This window comes from Streptomyces sp. NPDC028711 (assembly GCF_055565415.1).
In genome coordinates, this window is the sequence record NZ_JBVHUJ010000008.1 from 115,100 (window position 1) to 141,518 (window position 26,419).

Below are 26,419 nucleotides of genomic sequence, written 5' to 3' on the forward strand. Positions count from 1 at the left end.
GTCACCTCACCGGCGTCCGTACACCAGCGGCCGGATTGTCCAGGAATCCGCTCAGCTGGAAGCCCCGGTTTCCGAAGGCCTCGAACTCGAGCCGGATCGGAATCGGGTTGCCCGCCGCGTAGACGGGCTTCACCGAGTACTGGACGCTCTCGCCCTTCTTCACCGCGTTGTAGATGGGCGCCTCGATCAGGTCGCGCATCAGCGGGCTGTTGACCGGATCCTGGGTCAGGGTGACCAGGTTCCTCCGGGCGTACTTGCCCTTTCCGGCACCGCCGAGGCGACCGGCGAGGAGATGACCGCGCGCCTCGTTGAAGTCGGTGCCGTTGCCCCGCCAGCCGGGCGTGCGGGTCTTGCCGGCCGGGGAACCCTTGTCCAGCATGTTGGGCGTGACGGAGGCGTCGATGCCCTGCGGACGCCCGAGGTCGTCCAGGCCGCGGTAGCGCACCTGGCCGCCCCACGCGAACTGGTCCTGCTTCGCCTTGGCGTTGCAGTTGTGGACCAGCAGCGCCGCGTCGCCCGCCACCACGAAGTACGTGTGGAGACCGGCCACGGTCAAGTCGTACGTGATGGCCGTGTCGGCGTACATCCGGGTGTTCACGACCACGGCCGAGGAGCCGTCGGCCGTCTGCAGCCGGTCGCCGCCCTTCAGTTCCATGGCGCGCTTCCACGTGTTCGTGGACGCGTCGTAGATCTGGTGGAGCGCCGTCGTCTGCAGCTTCTGCTCGCCGCTCGCGGTCTTGACGGTCACCGTCACGTAGTCACGGTCGTGGTCCGTGATGTGGACCTTCGTGACCTCGTGCGTCTCCTTGCCCGTCTTGCCGGGCTCGGAGGTCAGGACCTTGTCGCCGGTCTTCACCTGGCTGATCGGCTTGGTCTCGCCCGAGGCGAGGACCACGGCCGTCGAGCCGGTGAAGCTGTGGCAGCCTCCGCCCTTCGAGGCCGCGGCGCCGAAGACACCGCCCATGCCCGCGCCGATGGCCGTGGCCTTCGCCGCGCCGGCGACGCTGCAGCCCTCCTCGCTCCTGACACAGGAGGTGCCGTACTCGACCGCGCCGGTCGCCGCGCCCTCGGCGGCTCCCTCCGCGGCGCCGGAGACGATCCTGCCCATCGTCCCGGACATGAGCTTCCCCGCGGCGTTCGCCGCGAGCCTGCCGCCCACGCCGCCCACCGCGCCGGTGAGCGCGCCGACGCCGACGGCCATGGCGAAGCCGCCGAGCGTCTTCGGACCGTCGCTCATCGCGTAACCGACGGCATTGCCCGCCGCTCCCGCGAGAGCGGCGCAGCCGATGGCGCCCACACCGGCCGTGATCGCGGTGCAGCCCGCGAAGACGGCGATGCCGACGGCGACCGAGGCGATGGTCGAGGCGTGTTGCTTGACGAAGTTGGCTGTCGCCTTCGCCGCCTTCTTGACGGCTCTGCCGACCTTCTTGGCCGCCTTCACCACCTTCTTGGCGACGTGTTTGACCGCCTTGGCGACCTTCCGCACCGTCTTCTTGACGTGCTTGACGACCTTGTGGACGTAGCGCTTGACCCGCTTATACGTGCGTTTGACGTATCTCTTGACCTTCTTGACGCTGTCGGCGACGTATCTGACGGCCTTTCTGACCGCCCGCTTGGCCCGCTTGACGACCTTCTTGACGGCTCGTTTGACGGCCTTGGCGGCCCGCTTGACGACCTTCGCGGCCTTCTTGACCGTGGCCTTCGCCTTCTTGTAGGCCGACTTGACGGTCTTCTTGACCTTCTTGGCGACCTTCTTGACGGCCTTCTTCGCCCACTCGAACCAGTGACCCGTCGGGTCGACACCGGTCAGCGGGTTGCCGTTCGCGTACGCGTAGCGGTTGGCCCCGATGGAGTTCGGGACACCGCCGGTGGCTTCCGTGTCACGGCTGTTGAACTGGCCGGTCTGCGGCGAGTACCAGCGCGCGGCCATGTTGACCTTGGACGTCTCCGGGTCGGTCCAGCCCGACTGGTAGCCGAGCGCTCCGAGCATCCCGGAGGTCTGGAGGACCTTGCCGAACGGTGAGTACGCCGTCGAGCCGGTCAGGGCCTCGCCCGCCGCGGTGAACTGCGCCACCACGTCGTCGTGCATGTCCGTCAGGGCGAGCACCGACGACACGGGCGTCTTCACGCCGAACAGGGAGCCGTCGGCGTTGCGGCTGTAGGACGTCACACCGTCCGAGGCGACGTCGTTGCCGGCGCCGCTGTACTGGAAGGTGTGGACGGCCGCGCCGGTCTCGTCCTTTGCGGTGAGCAGCCGGTCCATGCCGTCGTAGGCGTAGGTCCGGTCGCCCTCCTGGATGACCCGGTTGAAGGCGTCCGCCTTCACCTGTGTCGTCCGGCCGCCCTCGTCCGTCACCCCGCTCATCGTGCCGCGCGAGGTGTAGACGTAGGAGCTGTGGCCGTCGGACGTGAGCCGGTTCCTGGCGTCGTACGTGTACGTGTCGCCGCCCACGCGGGTCCGGTTGCCGGACGCGTCGTAGCCGTAGGCCTCCGTCGTGGTCCCGTTGTTCCAGGACGTCAGACGGTTGGCCCAGTCGTACGTGTACGTGTTGGTCGTGGCGCCCGTGACCCCCGTGGTGATCTTGGAGGTCTCGTTGTCGTTGGCGTCCCAGCCGTAGGTGGTGGAGGCCAGCTCCTTGCCCGTCGGCGAGACCAGCTTGTCGCTGGTGAGTCGCTGCAGGGAGTCGTAGCCGAAGCTGCGCTTCGACTTGCCGGCCCCGTAGTCGATCGACCTGACCTCGTTGTTGACGCCGTAGGCGTACGTGGCCGTCGTGCCGGTCGCGCCGTCGTTGACGGTCTTGAGCCGGCCGGCGGTGTCGTAGCCGAACGTCGAGGCACCCGAGGCGTCCGTCCGCGAGGTCATCGCGCCGTCGCCGTTCCAGGCGAAGGACGAGGAACCGGAGGGGCCGGAGGCCGACAGGAGCAGGCCGCGGTCGTCGTAGGAGAAGGTGTTCTTGGTGTCACCGGCACCCGCGACGGCCGTGATCTGGTCGTCCGCGTCGTAGTCGTAGGTGTGGTCGACCGTGACGGCCTCCGCACCGTGACCCGACTGCCGCACGAGACGGCTCTTCACGTCGTACTCGTAGGAGACGCTCACGCCACCCGGCGAGCGCATCTCCTTGGCACGGCCCGCCGCGTCGTACACCGCGGTGAACGTCCGGTCCGCGAGGTCCGGATGCGTCGGCGTCGGCGGTTCGATCGTCGACTCGGGCATGCCCCACGTGTTGTACGTGGTGATGAACGGGTTGCCCCGTCCGTCGGTGAAGCGGGTGAGGTTGCCGGCGACGTCGTAGCCGTACGTCGTGGTGATCGACTCCGTCGCCGATACCGGCTCCACCAGCTTCGTGATGAGACCCGTCGCGTCGTACGTGAAGGTCTTCGTGTGACCGCGGTAGTCCGTCAGCGTGACCGGGTTGCCCATGCGGTCGTACGTGGAGGAGCTGGTGCGCAGCACGTTGCCCTGCGCGTCCAGGTCGCTCGTGGCGACCAGCTGCCCGAACCCGTCGTAGGTGTTGCGGGTGCTGGTGCCGTCCGGGTCCGTCGAGGTGAGGACCTGACCGTCCATGTCGTACGTGAAGCGGGAGGTGTTCCCGGCCCCGTCGGTGGTCTCGATGACCTCGCCCACGGAGTTGTACTTGTACGACTCGGTGACTCCGGTCGCGGACACCGTCCGGGACAGCTCGCCGCCGGGGGCGTTGTACTCGTTGATGTCCGTGTACGCCCGCTGGGTCGGCTGGCGCACGATGTCCGTGCTGGTGACCGGCCGCTCCAGGTAGTCCCAGGTGGTCTCCTGGCGGGCGCCGTTCGGCCGGGTGGCCGAGAGCTGGTCGCCGTTGGTGTCGTAGGTGTACCGGGTGGTGCCGCCGCCGGGTTCCGTGACCGAGGCCAGGTCGCCGAGCTGCGTGTAGCTGTACGTGGTGCGGTTGCCGAGCGGGTCGATCTCCGCGGTGACCTGGCCGAGCTTGTTGTACTCGTTCCAGGACGTCGCCCGCATCGGGGTGGTGGTCCCCGGTGCCACGTAGTCGGGCGAGGTGTTGGAGGTCTCCTGGCCCTCCGCGTCGTAGGCCGTCACCGTCACGTTGCCGAGCGCGTCCGAGGACTCGGTCGGCTCACCGAAGGTGTTGTAGCCGGTCATGGTGACGGGACGGACGGAGACCGGGGTCCCGCCGTTCTGCTCGGCGTTCACGGCCGGCTCGGTGACGGAGGTCTGCTGACCCGATTCGTCGTAGCCGTAGTCCGTGGTGTTGCCGATCTCGTCCTTCATCTGGACGGGCAGGCCCCGCTGGTCCAGCTTCCACGTGCTGGTGCGGACGGAGCTGCCGGCGGCCGGCAGGGTGCCGCCCTTGACGGCGGTGACCTGTGCCGCGGTCAGTGCCTCGGAGTAGACCTGGACGTCGTCGATGCCACCCTTGAACTCGTAGTCGTAGTTCGCGGCGCCCATCTTGTGACGGCCGATCTGGAACGGACCGGTCGCCTCCCAGTTGCCGGCGACCGCGACTTCCTGGGCGAGCGTGCCGTTGACGTACAGCCGCAGCTTGGAGGCCTCCGCGTCGTACATGCCGACCAGGTGGGTCCAGGCTCCCGCGACCGCCGCGGACGGGGCGGAGACCGCCCGGTCGTAGGCGAGGGGCAGCGCGTCCGCGCGCGGACGGGCGAAGGCCCAGCCGGTGTTGGCCGCGTAGTACAGCACGAAGCCGTACACGGTGCCGGCGTCCTGGGAGAGGACCGTGCGACCCGTGGTGAGGTCGGACAGCTTGGCCCATGCGGAGACCGTGAAGCTGCCGGCCGTGTTCACGGCCGGGGCGGAGGCCTGCGCCCAGGAGTTGACGTCACCGTCGAAGGCGGCGCTGCCGCTCCGGTCGGTGCTCCAGTGCATGCCGGTGCCGTGGGTACCGGTGTTGTTGCCGCCGGAGGAGTCCGCCAGGCCGAAGCCGGTCGTCTCGTCCAGCTTGTAGCGCGCGACCGGGGCGGTGGTGCCGTCGTGGACGGTGGTACCGGTGACGTTGCCCAGGTGGTCGTAGCGGGTGTCCGTGGTGGAGGTGTCGCCCGTCGCCGGGTCGTACTCCGTCTCGGTCACCACGTTGTCGTCCGGGTCGTAGCCGACCTTGCTGGTCCTGGCGAGCCCGTTCGGGTCGAGGACGGACATGGTCGTGCGGTCGGCCGCGTCCACCGTGAAGGTGGTGCGCGTCTGGCCGTCGTCGGTGATCTGCTCGATCAGGTTGCCGGCGGCGTCGTAGCTGTTCGCCTGCTCCGTGAAGGACTTCCCGTTCTGCGGGTCCTTGCGGACCACGGTCGCGGAGAGGCCGTCGTCGGTGTAGGTGTACGCGGTCACCCAGCCCATGGCGTCCGTGATGGACGCGAGGCGGCCCGCCGGGTCGTACGCCCTCGACTCCTGGACCAGGGTCGTCGGCGGCGACGGGTTGTACGGGTCGCCCGTGTAGTTCAGCAGGCTGGTGGTGAGGGGCCGCTGCTCGGCGTCGAAGGTGTAGACGTTGACGGTCCCCGCGGGGTCCGTCTCCTTCACCTTGTTGCCGTAGACGTCGAACTCGAACGACGTGGTGTCGCCGCCCGGGTCCGTCCTGGTCACCATCCGGTTGTACGCGTCGTACGTCATCGACGTCGTGCGCGCCGCGTCACCACCGGTGAGGTCGGCGACCGTCTGGGACAGGATGTTGCCGTCCGCGTCGTAGGCCGTCGTCGTCTTCGCCTGGTGCGCCGCGCCGGTGACCCGGTTGGTGACCTTCGGGTCGGTGTCGGTGACGACCTGGTCGTTCTTGTCGTACGTCTGCGAGGACGTCACGCCCGCGGGGTTGGCGTCGGAGATCTCGGTCTTGGCGATCTGCCGGCCGATGTTGTCGTACGTGTACCGCACCTTGGCGCCGTTGGCGTCGGTGATCTCCGCGAGGTCACCGTTGGCGTAGTACGTGTACGAGGTCTTCTTGCCGCCGGCCGTGGTCACCGTCGCCACGAGACCGGCCGGCGCCGTCGCCGTGCCGCCCTCGAACGCCGGAGTGGTGGCGGTGGTGTACACCGTGGTGGCGGTCCGCCCGTTGGGGTGGCCCGGCACCGGCGGCGTCGTCACCGAGAGCAGGTTGCCCCCGGTGTCGTAGCTGTACGACGTCTTGTACCGGTCGTCCGTGGGGCCCGAGGAACGGCCGTCGCGCTCGGTGAGCACGAGGTCGTTGCGCAGGTCCATCGGCGGCAGCACTGTGGTCGCGTCCGGGAAGTACGTGTAGTACTCCGTCGAGCACTTGTTGGCCTTGGTGTCCTGGCAGGTGGTCTGCGAGACCGCGTTGCCGCGCACGTCGTGGCCGGTGATGGAGCGGTTGCCGTTGGCGTCGGTCACGGTGTGCAGGAAGCCGCCCGTGTCGTAGCCGTAGGTGGTCCGCTTGCCCTCGCTGTCGATCGCGGCGAGCAGGCGGTTGCCCATCTCCGCGTCGTACACGTAGGTCAGCGTCTTGTTGGTGGGATCGGTCAGCTTGACCGTCCGCACCGGGGCGATCCCGGAGGACGCCTTGTAGGCGGACCAGTGGGTGGCGACGTCGGCGGCGGTCAGGCCCTTGGCGTGGACCGCGACCTCGGCGATGGAGCCGGTGAAGTAGGAGACGTCACCCGGCGAGCTGAACCAGCCCTTGCCGAATCCGGCACCGACGAAGGTGCGGGTGGTGGACTGGTCGTTGGCCGCGCCGGTGAAGTCCTTCTGCTTCACACCGTCCAGGTAGAGCGTCTGCGTCGTGCCCGTCGCCGACAGCACCACGTGGTGCCAGGCGTCGTCGGTGACCGTCCCGGCGGTGCCGAAGTCGGTGGTCCCGCTTCCGCTGACGCTCCACCAGTGTCCGCGCAACTTGCCGTCCGCGCCGACGTACAGCAGCGGCGAGTAGGCGCCGCCGGCGCCGAGCGGGTCGTTCGGTGCGCGGGCCTGGTCGCTCATGATGACGCCGGGTTCGGCGGTCTTGAACCAGAGCTCGACCGAGCGGTCGGGCTTGGCGTGCAGCGGACCGTACGGGATCTCCACGAAGGAGCCGGTCCCGTCGAAGGTCGCCGCCGTCGCGTCACCCGCGCCGAAGGGGCCTTCCGTGCCCTGGGTGACGTTGTTGTAGGTGCCGAAGCCGGTGTTGACCTGGTTGGCGGCCTGGGCCGCGGCCTGGGTGTCGTCCAGGCGCCAGTAGCCGGCCGGGGCGGTCCCCATCACCGCGGAGCGGTAGACCTGCGAGGAGCCGGTGATCGTGGCCGGGTTGAGCTTCCACGTACCGCCGTTGCCGTCGGTGGCCTGCAGGACCAGGTCGTCGGTGGTGCCGTAGACGACGGAGGCCTGGGTCTTGCCGCCCGGCGTGGTGATCTTCTGCAGCAGTCCGGCGGACCGCTTGGCGGCCTGGTACTGCGTGGAGATCACGGAGGCGGTGAGCGGCTCGGAGTAGATGGCCACCTCGGCCATCTGGCCGGCGAAGTGCCCGAGCTGGTCGTTGGGGTTCATCGACGGCCAGCCGTCGGTGTTCACGCCCGCGCCCAGGGTGATGTAGGGCTGCACCCAGTCGTTGATGGTGCCCGCGAGGGAACCCTGCGAGACGCCGTCCAGGTACAGGGTCTGGCTGTTGGCCACACCGGTGAGGACCGCGTTGTGCCACTGGCCGTCGGTGACGGTCGCGGTGGACGTGATCGTCGACATGCAGCCGGGCGACATGGCGAGGCAGCCGCGCAGCTTGCCGTCCATGCCGACGTAGACCGCCGGGGTGTTCTTGGTGGTGTTGGCGACCGGGTTGGGGTCGCTCAGCGGCTTGTCACCGTAGTAGAAGAGGACACCGCCCGCCGTGGTCGTCTTGAACCACAGCGACACCGACGTGTACGACGGCGTGGCGCCCGGGGCGCTCGGCATCTCCACGTAGGAGGTGGTGCCGTTGAACGTGGCGGTCTTCTGCGTGGAGCCGGCGAGCACCGAGGTGCCGCCGAGCGTCACGTTCTTGTACGTGCCGTTGTACTGGCCCTGGTTGGCGTCGATCGCGTCGGCCGCGAGCGTGCCGGAGGTCTCCCCGAGCCGCCAGTAGGCGAACGGGTCGGCGTCCAGGACGGTGGTGCGGTAGTGGTTGCCGGTGGCGTAGGTGTACGTCGTGCACTTGGTCCAGTCGGCCGGCGGGCACACCTTGGTGAGCTGGTCACCGGTGTAGCCGTACTGCCAGGTCTGGGCCGTGGCGGCGTCGCCCGCGGTCGACGGGTCGGTGGCGACCGTCTGGACGTGCGGCACGGTCGCGCCCGCCGGGGTGAACCAGGCGAGCGTCAGCGAACGCTTCGACGTCGTGTTGGTGATCTTCGTCAGCTGGCGCGAGGCGTTGTAGGTGAACGTCTCGGCGCGGCCCGCGAAGTCGGCGATGCCGGAGATCGCGTAGACCCCGGTCTTTCCGGTGGGCTGCGTGAGGGAGTAGGCGGTGAAGTCCTTGTCCGTCAGCTTGTAGCCGACGGCCGGGGTCGTCACCGTCTCCAGGCGCGCGTAGCGGCCGAGCGGCGGCACGAACGTGCCGTCGGTGTTGCGGCCGAAGGCGACCTGCTCACCGCCCGGATAGGTGATCACCACACTGGTGACCGTGCCGGCGCCGTCCTTGACCTCGGTGGCCTTCATGTCGGCGATCGTCGACCAGCCCGCGCCGAAGGCGCCGTCGATCCGCGGGTCGAGGCTGTTGTAGGAGCGGTCGATCTCCAGGGACGGACCGATGACGGGGACGTCGGCGTCGGTGTCCTCGGTCGTGTAGTTGCCGTCCGAGGGGTCGAACTCGTGGCCGTCGGTGTTCTGCGCGAGGCCCGAGGTGACCGGCGGCTGGGGGACGGCGGTGGTGAAGCCGCTGGAGTGGACGATCTCCGTCGTGCCGTCGCTGACGCCGACGAGCCAGTCGTAGTTCTTCGACCACTTGAGCTTGCCCGCCGGGATCTTCCAGTTGCTCTTGGTCAGAGCGCCGGAGGAGGCGACGAGCGTGGCGCCGTCGTAGACCTCGAAGGTGTACGAGAGCGGGTTCGGGCCCTTGTCGGCGTCGCTCGCGTAGACGAGCAGCTCCGGCTGGAGGGTGTTGGCCTGGAAGTTCGCCGGCGGGTACGAGGCGTTGACCTGCGGCGCGGTGTTCGCCGTGTACGTCAGGTCGAGGGCCGGGCGGAAGCCGGCGGTCGCCGAGTTGTCGGAGTGGAACTTCTTCCAGTGGAGGTTGTCGCCGGTCGGCGCGGTCAGCGCGAGACCGTAGTTCGCCGCGCCGCCGGCGACCTGGTTGAACCAGGTCGTGTTCAGGCTGACCGGCATCTTCACGCCGACGCTCGCCGAGTTCCCGGTGTTGGAGCAGGAGGCTCCGGGGGCGGGTGTCGCCGAGCCCATGGCCGCGCCGAAGGCGGGGCCGGGGTAGCTGGTGACCCCGGAGGGGGTCCAGGCCTGGGTGACCGGGTGCACGGAGAACGACTGGGCGGAGCAGGTCGAGGACCAGAGCGCGTAGACGTTCAGGGTGGCGGCGGTGACCCGCTGGCCCGCGAGCGTGGTGCCGAGCGACGAGAACTGCAGGAACGAGTTCGTCTTGTTGGTGCCCGAGTCGTACGAGCCGACCTTGATCTGGGTCTCGGTGGAGTGGTCGCCACCGATGGTGTTCTGCGTGTACGTGGAGTTCGACGCGGTCACCGTCGGGTCGACGGTCACCGGGTAGACCCGGGCCGGGTCGTCCAGCCACGCGCGGTCCGCGGTCATCCGCAGCGCCTGCGCGCCGTCCACGGTGACCAGCTCGTAGGAGACGGCCCGCGACTGGGCGGGGTCACCCGAGCGCGGGTCGATCTTCGAGTCCTCCATGTACGCGTGCGGGATGGTCGCGGTGACCTTGCCCGTCGCGTCGGTGAACTCCACGTCGCCGTCCTCGGCGACGCGGGCCGTGAGCCCCTTCACCGCGAGCGGGAACGTCCAGGAGTTCGCGGCCCCCGGGGAGCGCAGGACGATGTTCTCCTTGAAACCCTCCGCGAGCGGCACGAGCTGCACGTCGGTGTCGGGCAGCACGTCCGCGTACGTCACCGTGCCGTTCGCCGCGACGGTGGGCTCGGACTTCGCGGCGTCCTTCAGCGCGTACGCCAGGGAGCGCCCCGCGCCGAAGTCGACGGAGGCGAGCTGCCGGTCGGCGGCGTCCGGCGCGAACTCGACGTCGAGCGAGTTCGCGCGCTGCTGGAGACGGCCGTCGGTGTCCTCGGTCAGCCGGGTGTCGATCGGCTTCCAGGTCCCGTCGGTGCCCTTGAAGTTGGTGCGGCCGGGGAAGTGGCGCACGGTGGTGGAGCCGTCGGCGTTGACGTAGAAGTCGGACGTCGCCGTCGACTTCTTCGCGTCCCGCTTGCTGGTGCGGGCGTCGAAGCTCTTGGCGTCGCCCTTGGCGGCGCCGGTCTTCGACGTGCCGGGGCGGTCGGTCTCCCGCTCGAACGGCGGGAGCTCGCCCTTGCCCTTGCCCGGCTTGCGGCCGGCCTCGCCTTCGAGGCTCGTGGCGTCGGCGGAGGCGTGGTGGCTCTTGCCACGGGCCGTGCCGCCCTGCTGGTCAGGGGTGTCGAGCGGGTTCTCGTGGAGCCACTTCCAGAGCCCCGAGAGGGAGAGCTGCGGCATGCGCACCGCTCCGAGCGTGACGCCGGCGGCGACAGCGGACTCGGTGGTGAGCATGAGGAACAGCGAGAGGAGTACGGAAAGAGCCGTAGCCCTCAGCCTGCGTCTGCCGGTGCGACCCGGTGGGAACAGGCGAGGGCTACGGACCCGGCGTATACGCATGGGCCAGCCTTTACTGATGCGATGCTTACAAAGCCTCGCGAGCCTGCCCGATGACGCATCACCAGTTCGCACCAGGGTGGAGCTTTTTACCTTCCCTTTACACAGGGGAGGGAACTCTTCCGGATTGTCCCCCCGCCCCGGGGCGGGGGCGGGTCGTCAGCCCCCGTCAGCCCTCGTCGACCAGCCGCTTCAGCGCCGCCGTGACGTCGTCCTTCAGGGACGCCCCGGGCGCCACCCGGACCAGGTTGTCGTGCGCGGCGCCCTCCCTGGCGACCGTCACGAACCGGGTCTTCGGGTTCTTCTCCGCCGCCGCCTCGGCCGCGGCCACCTGCGGGGCGCCCGAGGCGACGACGATCTCGCAGTTCCGCTGCACCAGGCCGTTGAGGAACGGGCGGGCGTTCGCCACCGACTGCTCCCCCATCACCGGCACGAACGTCACCCGGATCCGCCCGTCCGCCGACGCGGCCTGCATCCCCTCCCAGACGGGGGCCGCGGGAGAGCCCGTCACGATGCCCCGCTCGTCGGTGAGCAGACAGGCGTCCCGGTCCTCGTAGGCACGGGCCCGGCTGTCGGGCGGGGTGCCCCGCTCCTCCGAGGCGGCGAACAGCCGGACACCGAGGAAGCCGAGGACGAGCACGAGGACGGACCCCAGGGCCCAGCCGATCCGGCCGCGCAGCGCCCCCGCGGTACCGGCGAGCACCCCGGAGACCCGGACGCCGGACTCCGCCGCCTCCTTCTTGGCCGCCTGCCGCTCGGTCTCGCGCCAGGCACGACGGGTCTTCATCGGCCGGCCTCGCCGACGCAGAGGCAGTGGGCCGCCGCGCCGACGGTGGAGGTCGCGAGCAGCACCAGGTCGAGGAGGTACGGGAAGCCGTGCGTCTCCTCGGGGGTCAGCGCGATCTGGAAGCACCAGCCGACCGAGACCGCCGTGAACAGCAGCGCGGCAAGCCAGTCGCCGCGCGTCCCCCGGCGCAGCGCGAGCGTCAGCGAGGGCACGAAGCCGAGGACGCCGAGGCTCAGCGGCGGTACGAGCGCGAGCCCCGTCCGGACCCACCGGCCCGGCAGCTCCCTGTGGTGCGGGGGCTCCGTACCCTCGGGCAGCGGAAGCTCCGCGCCCTTCTCCCAGTGGACGGCCTCGTTCACGATCGTGGGACCTCTCAGGGGTGCGCGCGCCGGGGCGCACGGATGTACGACAGGGGACGCCGTACGGTACATCCCCCGCCGCGAAGATCACCCTCCGGGCCCCGGGCGGTGACTAGGGGGTGATGCGGTGCCTGACCCACACGTTGGGCTCGACGTAGACCGCGTAGCCGCGTGAGGCCTCGCAGTGGACGGGGACGAGCGCGCCCTGCACCTCGACCGGGCCGTCGGTGTCGAAGGGGAGGCCGGTCCACTTCCGCCACTGCTCGACGGAGCCGGAGACCGTCATCGACGCCGGGGCCACCGCCTCGATCACGCCGCCCGCGCGCACATGGACACGGAGCCACGGGTCGTGCGGCAGGCCGTCGGCCTCGCGGGTACGGAAGGCGTACTCGTGGATGCCGGCCCCGGCCTCCAGGTGCTTGCCGTTGGGGCGGACCGGGGCGACCAGCTCGGAGAAGCCTCGCTTCGCGGCGTTCTCCCGCATGGCGGCCAGCATCCGGTGCGAGACGCCCTGGCCGAGCGCGCTCGTGTCGACGGTGATCTCGATGGCGCTGACGGTGTCGGTCTCCCGGCCGTGCTTCAGGTCGGAGAACGCCCAGAGCAGCACCTCGTCCCAGCCACGGGCGGGCAGTTCGCGGCGTCCGTCCACGTCCAGGCGGAAGGGGACGCTGAAGCCGCGTGCGACGACCTTGCCGTCGGCGTCGGTGGCGATGAGCACGTACTCCGGCAGCTCACGCACGATCCGGCCGATGTTCGCCCAGCCCACCGGGTCGTACATCATGAACTCGGGCCAGAGGTCGAGCATGTCCCACATCGGCCCTTCGAGTTCGGGGCGCTCCGCGAGGGTCGATATGTTGAGGTCCATGCGGGCAGCGTAAAGATCATCTGCGGCCGGGCCAACCGGTTTTCCGTACGACGACGGCTCTGCGGTCAGGGAAGCCTCTGCTGCGGGCAGCCGCGGAGGACCCGTTTCATCGCGTCCCGCTCCCCGGCCGTCACCCACACCCCGTACTTCTTCTTCACCGCGACCTGCCGGGCCACGTACGCGCAGCGGTACGCCTTGTTCGGCGGCAGCCAGGTCGCCGCGTCGCCGTCGGACTTGCGGCGGTTGGCGGAGGAGTCGACGGCGAGCAGATTGAGCGGGTCGTTGGCGAAACGGCGCCGGGTCCCGGGGTCCCACTTCCCCGCGCCCTTCTGCCAGGCGTCGGAGAGGGCGACGACATGGTCGATGTCGACCTTGCTGCGGCCGCGGACGTAGCGGACGTCGGTGCCGGTGTACGGGTCGTCGGTGAGGGTGCCGGAGGCGACCTTGCAGCGGCCGTCCGTGAAGCGGACACCGGTGAGGTCGCGCTTGAGTATGTCGTCCCGGGTCCCGCAGCCGTTGCCGTCGACGTCCGCCCAGGCCCGCCCGAACTTCTCCCGCTCGTAACCCGTCTTCGGCGCCCGCCCCTTGACGGTGAGCGCGTCGACGGCCGCGAGCGCGGTACCGCGTGCGGCGGGCTCCCCGGCCGCACCACCGTCGGCCCCCGGGCCGTCGGCCCCCGGTGAACAGGCGCCGGCGAGGAGGACGACGAGGGCGAGCGCCGGGGCGGCGAGGGCGCTGCGATGCGGCTTTCGTTGCGTCAACACCCTGGAATCCTAGGCCGGACCCCGTACAGGCCTTCGACCCCAGGCCGGCTTCGGGACGTCTTCGGCCTCCGTCACGCGCCGGGTTGTGACAGCGGGTCCAGGGGGGTGACAGAGCTCGGTCCGGGGCTGCGGCGCGCCGAAAGCCTGTCCGCCCCACCGTCACACCTTCCCGATCCCCAGGGTGTTCTCGGCGGGCAGCAGGCCCGAGCCGATCGCGGCGAGCCAGGGGCCGCCGAGCAGGCCGGCGAGGCGGGCGGTGGCGTCCGGGCCGAGGGCGGTCCAGGGGGCGGTGGCCAGGTCGTCGGTGCGCCGCTCGACCTCCGCGCGCAGGGCGCGGCCGGTGTCCGTGGCCGTGCCGTCCGGGTTCAGGAGGCCCCGGGCGGTGAGCCGTTCGCGTGCGGCGGCCCACTCGGCGGGGCTCCAGCCACGGCTCGCGAAGACGGCCTCGGGCGCGGCGCCGACGGCCGCGAAGGAGACGAGCGCCTCGACGGGGTCGAGCCCGGCGGCGGCCAGGGCGGCGAGGTGTCCGTCGCCCCGGTGCTCGCGCAGGACCGTCGCGGCCTGCCAGAGGACGAGGTGCGGTTCGGCGGGCCAGGGCAGTGCGGCGTTGGCGGCGGCGAGGGGCCGCTCCCCCGGGCCGGTGCGCGCGGCGGCCTCGGCGGCGCGGCGGGCGAGGGCGGCGGCCTCGGCGAGTTCGGGTCCTGTGACGGTCTCGTCGCCGAGGACGGTCCGGTAGGCGCGGTCGACGGCCCGGAGCCGGGCGGCGAGGACCTCGGCCGGTCCCGCGGTCTTCCAGGCGGCGGGGACGTACCGGCCGACCATGGCGGGGCTGAAGCTGTGGAAGGCGGAGGTGACCCGGTCGGTGCCGGGGGCGTCGAGGGGTGCGGCGCGCCAGGCGAAGTACGCGGGCCAGCGCTCGGTGGTGTCGTAGCCGAGGGCGGCGGCCTCCTCGAAGGCCTCGGGGGCGTAGTAGAGGAGGGCGTGCAGGGGTTCGAGCAGGTGCCACATCTGACGTACGCGTCCGGATTCCACGGGGTGTTCCCTTCATCGCATCGTGCCGCCGACAGGACACGGGCGGCGTTCCTCCGCCCGAGGCCCGAGACCGAGACCCGAGGCCCGAGGCCCGAGGCCCGGCAGCCAGGCCCCGAGCTTCCCGCCCCACATCTTGTCACTGACAAGATACTGCGCCGCACCCGATGAACTTGTCAATGACTAGATGCGGGATACGCTGCTGTCATGACGAGCCGGAGCACCTACCACCACGGCGACCTGCGGCAGGCCGTCCTCGCCGCCGCCCTCGACGTCATCACCGCCGAGGGCCCCGGAGCACTGAGCCTGCGCGACCTCGCGCGCCGCGCCGGTGTCTCCCACGCCGCGCCCGCCCACCACTTCGGGGACCGCACCGGACTCCTCACGGTCCTCGCCGCCCAGGGGTACGAGCTCCTCGCCGAGGCCCTCGCCGCCGCACCCGACCTCCGCGAACGCGGCGTGCGGTACGTGCGCTTCGCGGTCGAGCACCCCGGCCACTTCCAGGTCATGTTCCAGCCGGAGCTGCTCCGCGCCGACGACCCCGCCCTCCTCGCCGCGAAGGAACGCGCCTCCGCCGGACTCCGCGAGGGCGTCGCGTCCCTGCGGGACGTCCCCGACCCCCGCGCGGCGGGCATCGCCGCCTGGTCCCTCGCCCATGGCTTCGCGACCCTCCTCCTCACCCACAACGTCCGGGACGCGGTGGGCGACCGGGACCCGGAGGAGTACTTCCGCGACCTCACCGGACTGCTCTTCACGGGCCAACTCGCCCCGGAGGCAGGGGAATAGCCGACGTCAGCATGTAATTGACGCAAGCATGCACACGACGAACACCCTCCGCCGCGCCGCCCTCGCCCTCGTCACCACCGCCGCCCTCGCCCTGGCGCCGACCGCCCTCGCCGACACCGGCCATCACGGCCCCGCCTGGCGGGCCGCGTGGGCCGCCTCCCCGCAGTCACCGACCGTGCCCTTCGCCGCCAACTGGTCCGAGGAGGGCTTCGACAACCACACGGTCCGCCAGGTCGTCCGCGTCACCACCGGCGGCACCCGGGCCCGGATCGAGCTGACGAACCGTTACGGCACCACCCCGCTGAGGATCACGGGAGCCACCGTCGCCCGCACGGCCGGGAACGGCGCCGTGCACCCCGGCTCGGTACGACATCTCCGCTTCCACGACCGGCCGTCCGTCACCGTCCCGGCCGGCGGCACCCTCCTCAGCGACCCCGCGACCCTCCCGATCGACGCCTTCGGCTCGCTGACCGTCACCCTCTACCTGGCCGGTGACACGGGCCCCGCGACCTTCCACCACTTCGCCTCCGCCACCAGCTACCGCGCGACCGGCGACCACCGCGCCGACATCACCGGCGGCGCCTTCACGGAGACCAGCTCCTCCTGGTACTTCCTCTCCGGCGTCGAGGTCAGCGGCGGCCGCGACACCGCCCGCCGGAACGGCGTCGTCACCTTCGGCGACTCCATCACCGACGGTGTGGGCTCCACCCAGGACGCCGACCACCGCTACCCCGACGAACTCGCCGAACGCCTCGCCGCCGCCGGCCGCCCCCGCGCCGTCCTCAACCACGGGATCGCCGGCAACCAGGTCGTCAACGACACCACCTGGGCGGGCGAGAAGGCCCTGACCCGCTTCCGCCAGGACGTCCTCACCGAACCCGGCGTACGGACCGTCATCCTCTTCGAAGGCATCAACGACATCGGCGGCAGCACGGTCGACTTCCCCGCCGCCACCACCCCCGACGTCTCCGTCGAGCAGCTGATCGCGGGCCACCGCACCCTGATCCGCGAGGCCCGCGCCAAGGGCCTCAAGGTCATCGGCGCGACCCTCACCCCGGTCAAGGGCTCCTTCTACGACACCCCGGCCGTCGAGGCCAAGCGGGACGCCTTCAACACCTGGGTCCGCACCTCCGGCGCGTACGACGCGGTCGTCGACTTCGACCGCGCGGTCGCCGACCCGGCCGACCCGGACCGCATCCTCCCGGCGTACGACTCCGAGGACCACATCCACCCGAACGACGCGGGCTACCGCGCGATGGCGGAGGCGTTCGACCTCGACGAGCTGTGAGCCGACGGGGTGCGCGGAAGAGGCCGCGCACCCCGTCCCGTCGGGCTTGTTCAGGTTGGGGCTGGTGTGGGAGTGCCGCGATGGCCGGTGGGGCAGACGCCGGTCCATGTCGCGAGGAGGGTCTGTAGCTCGCGGACGACTTGGTAGAGGCTCAGGCCGGCGCCGTGTCTTTTGGGGCTCTGGCCAGTCGTTGCAGGGCGCAGAAGGCGTGCGCGACTGAGACGAGGGTGACGTGGTGGTGCCAGCCGTTCCAGGTGCGGCCCTCGAAGTGGGCCAGGCCCAGGGAGTGTTTCATCTCGCGGTAGTCGTGCTCGATGCGCCAGCGGAGCTTGGCCAGGCGGACCAGTGTGGTCAGGGGTGTGTCGACGGGCAGGTCGGAGAGCCAGAACTGGACGGGTTCGGCCTGATCGGCCGGCCACTCAGCCAGGAGCCGGCACTCGGGAAGTTCCGGGCCGTCGACCGCGTCGCGGACCTCGCGTCCGGAAGGCGGGATCCGCAGGGCCACAAACCGCGAGTACATCCGCTTGAAGCCGCTGCGGCCCGTGCCTGGCCCCTCGGACATCATGGTCCTCATTCAACTGCCTGCCTCTGACATCAGCGGCGGCGCCTGCGAGTTCGGGAAACGATCACCTACCGCTCGCGAAGCGATTTCCAATCGGAGGCTCCCGGAGCTGGCCAGCGATACTCGTGAACACCCCTGAACGTGCGGCGCACGTGCGTACCAGCGGGACCGGGTGCACCATGGAAGACGGGGACCGTATTCAGCACCGGGGGATCCCCATGCGCACACCCTGCCGTCTCCCGAAGGCGCTCTCTGCTTCTGCCACTGTCGGCCTGCTGCTCGCTGGAGTGCTGACAAGCACAGGTCCCGCCGCCACACCTGCGAGCGCGGCGGCGCCGTACGGGCCGGATGACTGCCGGCCGGGCTACGTCTGGCGCGTGACGGACAGGGAGGACCACGTCTGCATCCTGTTCTGGGAGCGCTGGGCCATCGACGCGCAGAACGCCCTGCACCGCGAGCGCAGTGACGCCTTCGGCCAGTGCCTGGCCGGTTTCGTCAAACGCCGTGCAGTGCCCCGGGATTTCGTATGTGCCACAGAGGCCGAGCGCGCCGCGGTCCGCAAGCAAAACGAACGGGCGCCAATGAACTGGCAGGCGACATACAGCCGGGTCCACCCCGACAGCTACATCCCCTTCCCATTCGTCTACGCCAATAAAAACTACAAGCTGAGAAGCGCGTACACGATGAAGCGCGAAGGCAAGGAGGTCCTCTTCGCCGACGTGCTCCAGGGCAGCACTGCCGACGGGACGGGGGTGATCACCTGGCCAAGCACTGGCGGCGCCAACCAACGCTTCTCGTTCCGCCGCCCCGGAAACGACATGGCCTACCAGAACGTCTTCGAAATCGTGGCCGAGCACAGCGGCAAGTGCCTCGACGTCGCCGGATGGGGAACGCACGACGGCGCGCGGATCATCCAGTGGCCCTGCCATGGCGGCAACAACCAGAAGTGGTACCTGGAGCGCCGCGCCGACAACCAGTGGCAGATCCGCTCTTTGCACAGCGGCAAATGCCTCGACGCCCACAACCCCGCCATGACTGCACCGCCGCAGAATACCTACCTCCAGCAGTGGACGTGCCTCGGCGGTAAGAACCAGGCCTGGCAGGTGATCAACTGACGTTTCGGCACAGGTCATTTCACTCCGCGCAGGAAGTGCCACGCCTGCTGACGGCCGTTGCTGTCCTCCAGCTCGGCGCGGGCCTGATCGTGGCCGCGGGCGTCACCCTGGCCGGGCGGACCCCCGCCCTCGCCGGGGAGCAACAGGCAAGCTCTCGGATGGTCGGCTTCTACGGCTGCACCGGCAAGCCCGACGGCAACCACATCCACCCCTTCGACGCCGACTGCCATCCCAAGCCGGACAACTGCCCCACCGGCCGCCTCCACTACGACGCCGCCTCGGACGCGTGGCTGTGGTCCTTCGAAGTCGGCTGTGTCACCGAACAATCCCCGCGATGAGCCCGGCACCGGCGGGACCGGAACCACAGACGCGGCCGGCTGCAGTGTCGGCACGTCCTGGCGCCGGGCCTGGCGGCAGGACGTGCAGGGGCCAGCGGTCGGGTCAGGCGCCCAACCTGGTCGTGCGCGGTGGGCTGGCGACCGGCACCTGACCTCCTCCGACGGCGCCCCCAGTCAGCACAGGGCGCCCACCGGGCCTGGGGGCGGGTGGTGGTCGAGCCCGGTAGGCCCCCTGCTGTGGACGCGTCTGGCCGACGTGGGCAACTGCCCGCACCACAGCGCGCCGATGCCGCAGATGGTCCGGGGAAGATCTCGTCCCGGCCCGAACCTTCTTGCCGCCCAACAGGTCCGGCTGCTCGCACCCGGCGTCAGCCAGGCACAGCAGCGGACGCCACTGGCACATCGCCGGGGCCAGAGCGCGATCTTTGTCAGACACCGCCTAGGACCCGAGGATCGTCGTCAGGAACTCCCCGGTCCACGCGAGCAGTTCACGCCCCACCACCGGCTTGCCGCCGATCTTGCCCGCCGTCGGGCGCGGCACCAGGATCTGGTGGACCGCCGGCTTGATCACCGTGCGCGGATAGAGCCGCTTCAGACGCAGCTCCTGCGACTCGCGCAACTCCACCGGCGCGAAGCGGATGTTGGGCCCCTGGAGGACGATCTCGCCGACCCCGCAGGCCCGCGCCAGCATCCGGAGACCCGCCACCAGGAGCAGGTTCTCGACCGGCTCGGGCAGCTTGCCGTAACGGTCGGTGAGCTCCTCGCGTACGGCCCTGATGTCCTCCTCCGAGTTCGCGGAGGCGATCGAGCGGTACGCCTGGAGCCGCAGCCGCTCCCCCGGCGCGTAGTCGTGCGGCATGTGGGCGTCGACCGGCAGCTCGATCTTGACCTCCAGGGGTGCCTCCTCCTCCGCACCGCCCTCCATCTGCGCCCGGTAGTCCGCGACCGCCTCGCCGACCATCCGCACGTACAGGTCGAAGCCGACGCCCGCGATGTGACCGGACTGCTCGCCGCCGAGCAGATTGCCCGCGCCCCGGATCTCCAGGTCCTTCATCGCCACGTACATGCCGGCGCCCATCTCGGTGTGCTGGGCGATCGTCGCGAGCCGCTCGTGCGCGGTCTCCGTGAGCGGCTTCTCCGGCGGGTACAGGAAGTACGCGTACCCCCGCTCCCGGCCACGGCCGACCCGGCCGCGCAGCTGGTGGAGCTGCGAGAGGCCGAAGTTGTCGCCGCGCTCCACGATGAGCGTGTTGGCGTTGGAGATGTCGATGCCGGACTCCACGATCGTCGTGGAGACGAGGACGTCGAACTTCTTCTCCCAGAAGTCGACGACCACCTGCTCGAGGGCGCTCTCGCTCATCTGGCCGTGCGCCGTCGCGATCCGCGCCTCGGGCACGATCTCCCGCAGGCGGGCCGCCGCGCGGTCGATGGAGTCGACGCGGTTGTGGATGTAGAAGACCTGGCCCTCGCGCAGGAGTTCACGCCGGATCGCGGCGCCGATCTGCTTCTCCTCGTACGGGCCCACGAAGGTGAGGACCGGGTGCCGCTCCTCCGGCGGGGTCGTGATCGTCGACATCTCGCGGATCCCGGTGACGGCCATCTCGAGCGTGCGGGGGATGGGGGTCGCCGACATGGTGAGGACGTCGACGTTGGCACGGAGCTTCTTCAGCTGCTCCTTGTGCTCGACGCCGAAGCGCTGCTCCTCGTCGACGATGACCAGGCCCAGGTCCTTGAACTTCGTCTCCGAGGAGAAGAGGCGGTGGGTGCCGATGACGATGTCGACCGAGCCGTCCCGCAGCCCCTCGAGGGTCGCCTTGGACTCGGTGTCGGACTGGAAGCGGGACAGCGCGCGCACCTTCACGGGGAACTGCGAGTACCGCTCGCCGAACGTGCCGAAGTGCTGCTGCACGAGCAGCGTCGTCGGGACGAGCACCGCGACCTGCTTGCCGTCCTGCACCGCCTTGAAGGCCGCCCGTACCGCGATCTCCGTCTTGCCGTAGCCGACGTCGCCGCAGATCAGACGGTCCATGGGGACCGTCTTCTCCATGTCCTCCTTCACCTCGGCGATGGTGGACAGCTGGTCGGGGGTCTCCACGTACGGGAAGGCGTCCTCCAGCTCGCGCTGCCAGGGGGTGTCGGGCCCGAAGGCGTGACCGGGTGCCGCCATCCGCGCCGAGTAGAGCTTGATCAGGTCGGCGGCGATCTCCTTGACGGCCTTCTTCGCGCGCGCCTTCGTCTTCGTCCAGTCCGCGCCGCCGAGCCGGTGCAGGGTCGGCGCCTCGCCGCCGACGTACTTGGTGACCTGCTCCAGCTGGTCGGTCGGGATGTACAGCCGGTCGCCGGGCTGGCCGCGCTTCGCGGGCGCGTACTCGACGAGGAGGTACTCGCGGGTCGCGCCCTGCACGGTCCGCTGGACCATCTCCACGTACCGGCCGACACCGTGCTGCTCGTGCACGATGTAGTCGCCGACCTCCAGGGTCAGCGGGTCGATCGTCTTCCGGCGCTTGGCCGGCATCCGCTGACCGTCCTTGCCGGCCGCCTTCTGGCCCGACAGGTCGGTCTCGGTGAGGACGGCGAGCTTGAGGCCCGCGTCGACGAAGCCATGGTCGATGGAACCGCAGGCGACGTGGACGACGGACGGGGAGATCTCCGTCAGGTCGCCCGTCTTTGAATCAAGCGCAGTCAGGCGCGCGGCGATGCCCTCACCGCCGAGGACCTCGACCGTGCGCGCCGCCGGACCGTGGGCCTCCGTCACGTACACCGTGCGCCAGCCGTCGGCCAGCCACCCCTTGGTGTCGGCGAGCGCGCGGGCCGTGTCGCCGCGGTACGACTCGGGGGCGTGCATGCCGAGGGTGAGGGTGTCCCCGTCGCCCGGGCCTGTCTCGTCCGCCGCGAACGGCGACACCGACCACCAGGCCATGCCGAGCTCGCGCGCCCGGTCCCGTACGTCCGCGATCCCCCACAGGGAGGCCGCGCCGACGTCGATCGGGGCCACTCCGCCGCCGGCGGTCGCCGCCCAGGAGGCCTGGAGGAACTCCTGGCTCGTGGCGACGAGGTCCGAGGCCCGCGTCCGCACCCGCTCGGGGTCGCAGACGACGGCCATGGCCCCCTGCGGCAGGACGTCGAGCAGCAGCTCCATGTCGTCGACGAGGACGGGGGCGAGGGACTCCATGCCCTCGACGGCGATCCCCTCGGCGATCTTGTTGAGCAGCTCGCCCAGCTCCGGGTGCTCCTCGGCGAGCGCCGCCGCCCGCTGCCGCACGTCCTCGGTCAGCAGCAGCTCACGGCAGGGCGGCGCCCACAGACCGTGCTCGGCGACCTCCAGGGACCGCTGGTCGGCGACCTTGAAGTAACGGATCTCCTCGACGTCGTCGCCCCAGAACTCGATCCGGAGCGGGTGCTCCTCGGTCGGCGGGAAGACGTCCAGGATGCCGCCGCGCACGGCGAACTCGCCGCGCTTCTCGACGAGCTCGACACGGGAGTACGCGGCGGCGGCGAGGCCCTCGACGATCTCGTTCAGATCGGCCGTCTGCCCACTCCGCAGGCTGACGGGCTCCAGGTCGCCGAGGCCCTTGACCTGCGGCTGGAGCACGGAGCGGATGGGCGCGACGACGACGCTGACGGGCCCGGCGGCCGGGTCGTCGTCACGCGGGTGCGCGAGACGCCGGAGCACCGCGAGCCGACGCCCGACGGTGTCCGAACGGGGCGAGAGCCGCTCGTGCGGCAGGGTCTCCCAGGAGGGGTACTCGACGACCCCGTCCGGGTCGAGCAGGGACCGCAGCGCGGCGGCGAGGTCCTCGGCCTCCCGCCCGGTCGCGGTCACCGCGAGCACCGGCCGCCCCGAGTCCCGGGCGAGCGCGGCGACGGCGAAGGGCCGCGCGGCCGCCGGCCCGACCAGGTCCACGTGGGGGCGGTTCCCGTCGGACGCGGCCTTCACCGCCTCGGCGAGGGCCGCGTCCTTGACGACGACATCAAGCAGACCGTGCAGGCTCATGGAGCTTCCATCCCGGGTTCGAACGACGGGGTCGGACAACGCGAACAGCCCGACACGTGTCACGGGCCGGGGTGCTCCCGGACACGCATGGACCGGGCCCCCCAGCCTACGACGCCCCCACCCACGCCGCCCCCGAAGACCACCCGCGGTCCCCCGTGCGGGCGCCGAGCCCGCCGCCCCTGCGGGCAACCGCCCCGCGCGGGCGGGCCCCGATCCACCCCCGTGTCGTCGGGTGACCGCCCGGCCCCGCAACGGGCGGGCCCGAAACGGCGAGGTGCCGCCCCCTGAGGGGACGGCACCCGGTCCATCGCGGCCGCGGCTACTCGCTCGCGATCGCGTTCAGTACGTTCATCCGCCCCGCCCGGAACGCCGGCACAAGGGCCGCGAACAGCCCCACGAACGCCGACCCCACGAACACTGTCAGGATCGTCGTCCACGGGATCTCCAGGACCCCGAGGCCCTCCAGGGCGAGGAGCTTCTGGGCCGCCGTGCCCCAGCCCATGCCCAGGCCGAGGCCGAGCAGCGCGCCGAAGAGCGCGATGACGACCGACTCCAGGCGGATCATGCGGCGCAGCTGCCGGCGGGAGAGGCCGATGGCCCGCATGAGGCCGATCTCGCGGGTCCGCTCGACGACGGAGAGGGCCAGGGTGTTCACGACCCCGAGGACGGCGACGACGATCGCGAGGGCGAGGAGCCCGTACACGATGTTGAGCAGCTGGCCGACCTGGTCCTTCAGCTCCTCCTTGTAGTCGGCCTGGTTGCTCACCTTGTACTGGGGGTACGGCGCGAGCGCGTCCTTGAGCGCCTGGTACGCCTGGGTCTCCTGGCCGTCCTTCGCGCTGGCGAGGAGGAGCAGGCTGTGCGGCAGGCGCTCGGCGGGGACGTGTTCGGCGAGGGTGGAGACGTTGACGTACATCGCCCCGTTGTCGACGGTGCCCGTGTCGGCGGTGATCGCCGCGACCTTGAGCTTCGTCTTCTCGCCGCCCTTGAAGGCGAGCGTCAGGACGTCGCCGACCTTCACGCCGTGCGCCGTGGCGTAGTCGCTGCCGACGGACATCGCCCCGGGCTCGTAGGCGTCGGTGAGGGTGCCGGCCGTGGTCTCCCGGCGCAGGTCCTCGACGTACGTCGGCTCGGTGGCGGCCAGGTCGGCCTTCGTGGTCTTTCCGCGCGGGTCGGTGACCGTGGCGTCGACCCACTTGTACTCGGTGACGTGGTCGAGGCCGGGCGCCTTCTCGAGCGCGGCCTGGGCCTGCGGCACGATCGGCTGCCCGGTGCCGGACCGCACGATGAAGTCGGCGCCGACGGACCGGTCGAGTTCGTCGGTGGCGGAGGCGACCATCGAGGAGCCGACGACCGAGAGGCCGGCGACGAGCGCGAGGCCGATCATGAGCGCGGCGGCGGTGGCGCCGGTGCGGCGCGGGTTGCGGAGCGCGTTCCGTTCGGCCAGGCGGCCGACGGGGCCGAAGATCCGCAGGACGACGGCGCCGAGGGCGCGGACGACTCCGCCGGCGAGGAGCGGGCCGACGACGACGAAGCCGAGGAGGGTGAGGACGACGCCGAGGCCGAGCCAGAGCGAGCCGGGGCCGGCTTCGGCGGCGCGGGCCGCCGCGACCAGGGCGGCCGCTCCGGCGGCGGTGAGGCCGAGGCCGATCCCGCCCCGGATCCGGCCGGCCTTGCCGTCGGCGGGGGTTCCCGCGTCGCGGAGGGCGGCCATCGGGGAGATCTTCCCGGCGCGGCGGGCCGGGATGTAGGCGGCGAGGACGGTGACGACGATGCCGAGGGCGAGGCCGACGGCCGGGGTCGTCCACTTCACGGTGAGGTCGCCGGTGGAGAGTTCCATGCCGATGGAGGACATGAGTTCCATGAGTCCGACGGCGAGACCGACGCCCGCCGCGACTCCGGCGATCGAGCCGACGACGCCGAGGAGCACCGCCTCGACGAGGACGGAACGGTTCACCTGCCTGCGGCTGGAGCCGATGGCCCGCATCAGGCCGATCTCGCGGGTGCGCTGGGCGACCAGCATGGAGAAGGTGTTGACGATGAGGAAGATGCCGACGAGGAAGGCGATCCCGGCGAAGCCGAGCATGGCGTACTTCATGACGTCGAGGAAGCCGGCGACGTCCTCGCGGCCGGCGTCGGCGGCTTCGGCGGCGGTCTGGAGCGTGTAGCCGTCGCCGATCGACGCGGCGATGTTCTTCTTGAGGGCGTCGTGCGGGACACCCGGCTCGGCGTCGGCCAGTACCTGCGTGAACAGGCCTTCTTTGCCGAGGAGTTCGCGCTGCGCGGTGGCGGTGTCGAAGTAGACGACGGTGGCGCCGGGGTTGGTGACCTTGAAGTCGACGATGCCGGAGATCTTCGCGGTGAAGTCACCGGTGACGGAGATCGTCCGCAGCTCGTCGCCGAGCTTCAGGCCGTGCTTCTCGGCGGTGGCGCCGTCGACGACGACGTCGGTGGGGCCGCGCGGCTCGTGGCCGGAGACGATCTCCACCGAACGCAGCTCGTTCGGGCTCCAGTTGACGGCGATCGTCGGGGCGCCGCTGGTGGGCCCGACGTTCTTGTTCTTCGCGTCGACGACGGTGACGCTGAGGGAGGTGACGGCGCCCTGGACGGACTGGACGCCCTCGGCCTTCCGCACCTGCTCGACGAGCGAGGCGGGAAAGGCCTCGGGGCGGCCGGACTGCGGGGTCTCGTCGCTGACCGAGCCGTTCTTCGGGCTGACGGTGACGTCGGACGCGGTCGACGCGAAGAGCTTGTCGAACGTCGTGTTCATCGTGTCGGTGAAGACGAGCGTCCCCGAGACGAAGGCGACGGAGAGGAGGACGGCGACGGCGGAGAGCGCCATCCGGCCCTTGTGCGCGAGGAAGTTGCGCAGGGAGGACTTGAGGACGCTCATGACGTCCGCCCGCGCGCGTCGAAGTCCTTCATGCGGTCGAGGACGGCGTCGGCGGTGGGCCGCAGCATCTCGTCGACGATCCGCCCGTCGGCGAGGTAGAGGACGCGGTCGGCGTAGGACGCGGCGACCGGGTCGTGGGTGACCATGACGATGGTCTGGCCCAGTTCGTCGACGGAGGTGCGGAGGAAGCCGAGGACCTCGGCGCCGGCCCGCGAGTCGAGGTTTCCGGTCGGCTCGTCGCCGAAGATGATCTCGGGCCGGGCGGCGAGCGCGCGGGCGACGGCGACGCGCTGCTGCTGGCCGCCGGAGAGCTCGTTCGGCCGGTGCTTGAGCCGGTCGGAGAGCCCGACGGTGTCGACGACACGGCGCAGCCACTCGGCGTCCGGCTTGCGCCCCGCGATGTCCATGGGGAGCGTGATGTTCTCCAGGGCGCTCAGGGTCGGCAGCAGGTTGAACGCCTGGAAGATGAAGCCGATGCGGTCCCGTCTGAGCTGGGTGAGCTTCTTGTCCTTGAGTCCGGTGATCTCGGTCTCGTCGAGGAAGATCTCGCCGCTGGTGACGGTGTCGAGCCCGGCGAGGCAGTGCATCAGGGTCGACTTGCCGGACCCGGAGGGGCCCATGATCGCGGTGAACTGTCCGCGGGCGATGTCGACGTCGACGGAGTCGAGCGCGACGACCCGGGTCTCACCGGAGCCGTACGCCTTGACGACCTGACGCGCCCGCGCGACGACGGCCGTACTTCCTCCCGTACCCCCGTGCTTGGGGATGGTCACAGCCGTGGTCACGGTTCTCTCCTAGCGGTGGGATGGAGCAGTGGGTGGGTTTGTAAGTTCAAGTTAAGAAGCGGGCGGCCGCCTTCTCGTCCTCCGCCGGGACGACCGAGCCC

At 70.7% G+C, this 26,419-nt stretch carries 13 protein-coding genes and 1 pseudogene; 4 read left to right on the forward strand and 10 right to left on the reverse strand.

Features of this window, described 5'->3' with window-relative positions; all coding sequences use genetic code 11:
- Nucleotide 1: 1 nt before the first annotated feature.
- The 6 genes from ACZ4VK_RS24375 to ACZ4VK_RS24400 all read right to left on the reverse strand — a co-directional run bounded on the left by ACZ4VK_RS24375 (nt 2) and on the right by ACZ4VK_RS24400 (nt 14,536).
- Nucleotides 2-10,651, reverse strand: a complete 10,650-nt coding sequence (locus ACZ4VK_RS24375; RefSeq protein ID WP_468355628.1) for a LamG-like jellyroll fold domain-containing protein — start codon at nt 10,649-10,651, stop codon at nt 2-4.
- Between the two features lie 271 nt (nt 10,652-10,922).
- A complete protein-coding gene (locus ACZ4VK_RS24380) occupies nt 10,923-11,540 on the reverse strand; it encodes a type 1 periplasmic-binding domain-containing protein (protein ID WP_468355631.1) in 618 nt (205 codons plus the stop codon).
- The gene (locus ACZ4VK_RS24385) at nt 11,537-11,899 is read right to left on the reverse strand and encodes a hypothetical protein (RefSeq protein ID WP_468355634.1); all 363 of its coding nucleotides are present in this window, start codon (nt 11,897-11,899) and stop codon (nt 11,537-11,539) included. The genes ACZ4VK_RS24380 and ACZ4VK_RS24385 overlap by 4 nt, the downstream gene beginning before the upstream one ends.
- A gap of 112 nt (nt 11,900-12,011) precedes the next feature.
- Nucleotides 12,012-12,764, reverse strand: coding sequence for an N-acetyltransferase (locus ACZ4VK_RS24390; protein ID WP_468355637.1), 753 nt, complete (start codon nt 12,762-12,764; stop codon nt 12,012-12,014).
- A gap of 65 nt (nt 12,765-12,829) precedes the next feature.
- The gene (locus ACZ4VK_RS24395) at nt 12,830-13,528 is read right to left on the reverse strand and encodes an HNH endonuclease family protein (RefSeq protein WP_468355640.1); all 699 of its coding nucleotides are present in this window, start codon (nt 13,526-13,528) and stop codon (nt 12,830-12,832) included.
- 159 nt (nt 13,529-13,687) lie between these two features.
- Nucleotides 13,688-14,536: an SCO6745 family protein gene (locus ACZ4VK_RS24400; protein WP_468356351.1), complete on the reverse strand. Its 849-nt coding sequence runs from the start codon at nt 14,534-14,536 to the stop codon at nt 13,688-13,690.
- Nucleotides 14,537-14,764: 228 nt separating this feature from the next.
- Between ACZ4VK_RS24400 and ACZ4VK_RS24405 the strand changes: the two genes are divergently transcribed.
- Both ACZ4VK_RS24405 and ACZ4VK_RS24410 read left to right on the forward strand, forming a co-directional pair.
- A complete protein-coding gene (locus ACZ4VK_RS24405; protein ID WP_468355643.1) occupies nt 14,765-15,343 on the forward strand; it encodes a TetR/AcrR family transcriptional regulator in 579 nt (192 codons plus the stop codon).
- Nucleotides 15,344-15,371: 28 nt separating this feature from the next.
- Nucleotides 15,372-16,631, forward strand: coding sequence for an SGNH/GDSL hydrolase family protein (locus ACZ4VK_RS24410; RefSeq protein ID WP_468355646.1), 1,260 nt, complete (start codon nt 15,372-15,374; stop codon nt 16,629-16,631).
- Nucleotides 16,632-16,782: 151 nt separating this feature from the next.
- On the opposite strand, the pseudogene ACZ4VK_RS24415 reads toward ACZ4VK_RS24410, so the two are convergent.
- Nucleotides 16,783-17,181: pseudogene (locus tag ACZ4VK_RS24415) on the reverse strand (transposase); the annotation flags it as partial.
- A gap of 230 nt (nt 17,182-17,411) precedes the next feature.
- Here ACZ4VK_RS24415 and ACZ4VK_RS24420 point away from each other — a divergent pair.
- Both ACZ4VK_RS24420 and ACZ4VK_RS24425 read left to right on the forward strand, forming a co-directional pair.
- Nucleotides 17,412-18,308 carry an RICIN domain-containing protein gene (locus ACZ4VK_RS24420; protein ID WP_468355649.1) on the forward strand — a complete coding sequence of 299 codons (897 nt, stop codon included), beginning with the start codon at nt 17,412-17,414 and terminating at the stop codon, nt 18,306-18,308.
- A gap of 35 nt (nt 18,309-18,343) precedes the next feature.
- Nucleotides 18,344-18,646, forward strand: a complete 303-nt coding sequence (locus ACZ4VK_RS24425) for a hypothetical protein (RefSeq protein WP_468355652.1) — start codon at nt 18,344-18,346, stop codon at nt 18,644-18,646.
- 439 nt (nt 18,647-19,085) lie between these two features.
- Here the strand turns inward: ACZ4VK_RS24425 and mfd are convergent, their stop codons facing one another.
- The 3 genes from mfd to ACZ4VK_RS24440 all read right to left on the reverse strand — a co-directional run bounded on the left by mfd (nt 19,086) and on the right by ACZ4VK_RS24440 (nt 26,318).
- A complete protein-coding gene (gene mfd / locus ACZ4VK_RS24430; RefSeq protein ID WP_468355655.1) occupies nt 19,086-22,640 on the reverse strand; it encodes a transcription-repair coupling factor in 3,555 nt (1,184 codons plus the stop codon).
- Between the two features lie 319 nt (nt 22,641-22,959).
- On the reverse strand, nt 22,960-25,533 hold the full coding sequence (locus tag ACZ4VK_RS24435; protein ID WP_468355658.1) for an ABC transporter permease: 2,574 nt from the start codon (nt 25,531-25,533) through the stop codon (nt 22,960-22,962).
- Nucleotides 25,530-26,318: an ABC transporter ATP-binding protein gene (locus ACZ4VK_RS24440; protein ID WP_468355660.1), complete on the reverse strand. Its 789-nt coding sequence runs from the start codon at nt 26,316-26,318 to the stop codon at nt 25,530-25,532. Before ACZ4VK_RS24440 ends, ACZ4VK_RS24435 begins: the two co-directional genes overlap by 4 nt.
- Between the last annotated feature and the right edge of the window lie 101 nt (nt 26,319-26,419).

Bases quoted from the DNA above. Each gene is read 5' to 3' on its own strand.
- ACZ4VK_RS24375 (WP_468355628.1), bottom strand. From the start codon at position 10,651: ATGCTCACCACCGAGTCCGCTGTCGCCGCCGGCGTCACGCTCGGAGCG.
- ACZ4VK_RS24380 (WP_468355631.1), bottom strand. From the start codon at position 11,540: ATGAAGACCCGTCGTGCCTGGCGCGAGACCGAGCGGCAGGCGGCCAAG.
- ACZ4VK_RS24390 (WP_468355637.1), bottom strand. From the start codon at position 12,764: ATGGACCTCAACATATCGACCCTCGCGGAGCGCCCCGAACTCGAAGGG.
- ACZ4VK_RS24400 (WP_468356351.1), bottom strand. From the start codon at position 14,536: ATGTGGCACCTGCTCGAACCCCTGCACGCCCTCCTCTACTACGCCCCC.
- ACZ4VK_RS24405 (WP_468355643.1), top strand. From the start codon at position 14,765: ATGACGAGCCGGAGCACCTACCACCACGGCGACCTGCGGCAGGCCGTC.
- ACZ4VK_RS24410 (WP_468355646.1), top strand. From the start codon at position 15,372: ATGCACACGACGAACACCCTCCGCCGCGCCGCCCTCGCCCTCGTCACC.
- ACZ4VK_RS24420 (WP_468355649.1), top strand. From the start codon at position 17,412: ATGCGCACACCCTGCCGTCTCCCGAAGGCGCTCTCTGCTTCTGCCACT.
- mfd (WP_468355655.1), bottom strand. From the start codon at position 22,640: ATGAGCCTGCACGGTCTGCTTGATGTCGTCGTCAAGGACGCGGCCCTC.
- ACZ4VK_RS24435 (WP_468355658.1), bottom strand. From the start codon at position 25,533: ATGAGCGTCCTCAAGTCCTCCCTGCGCAACTTCCTCGCGCACAAGGGC.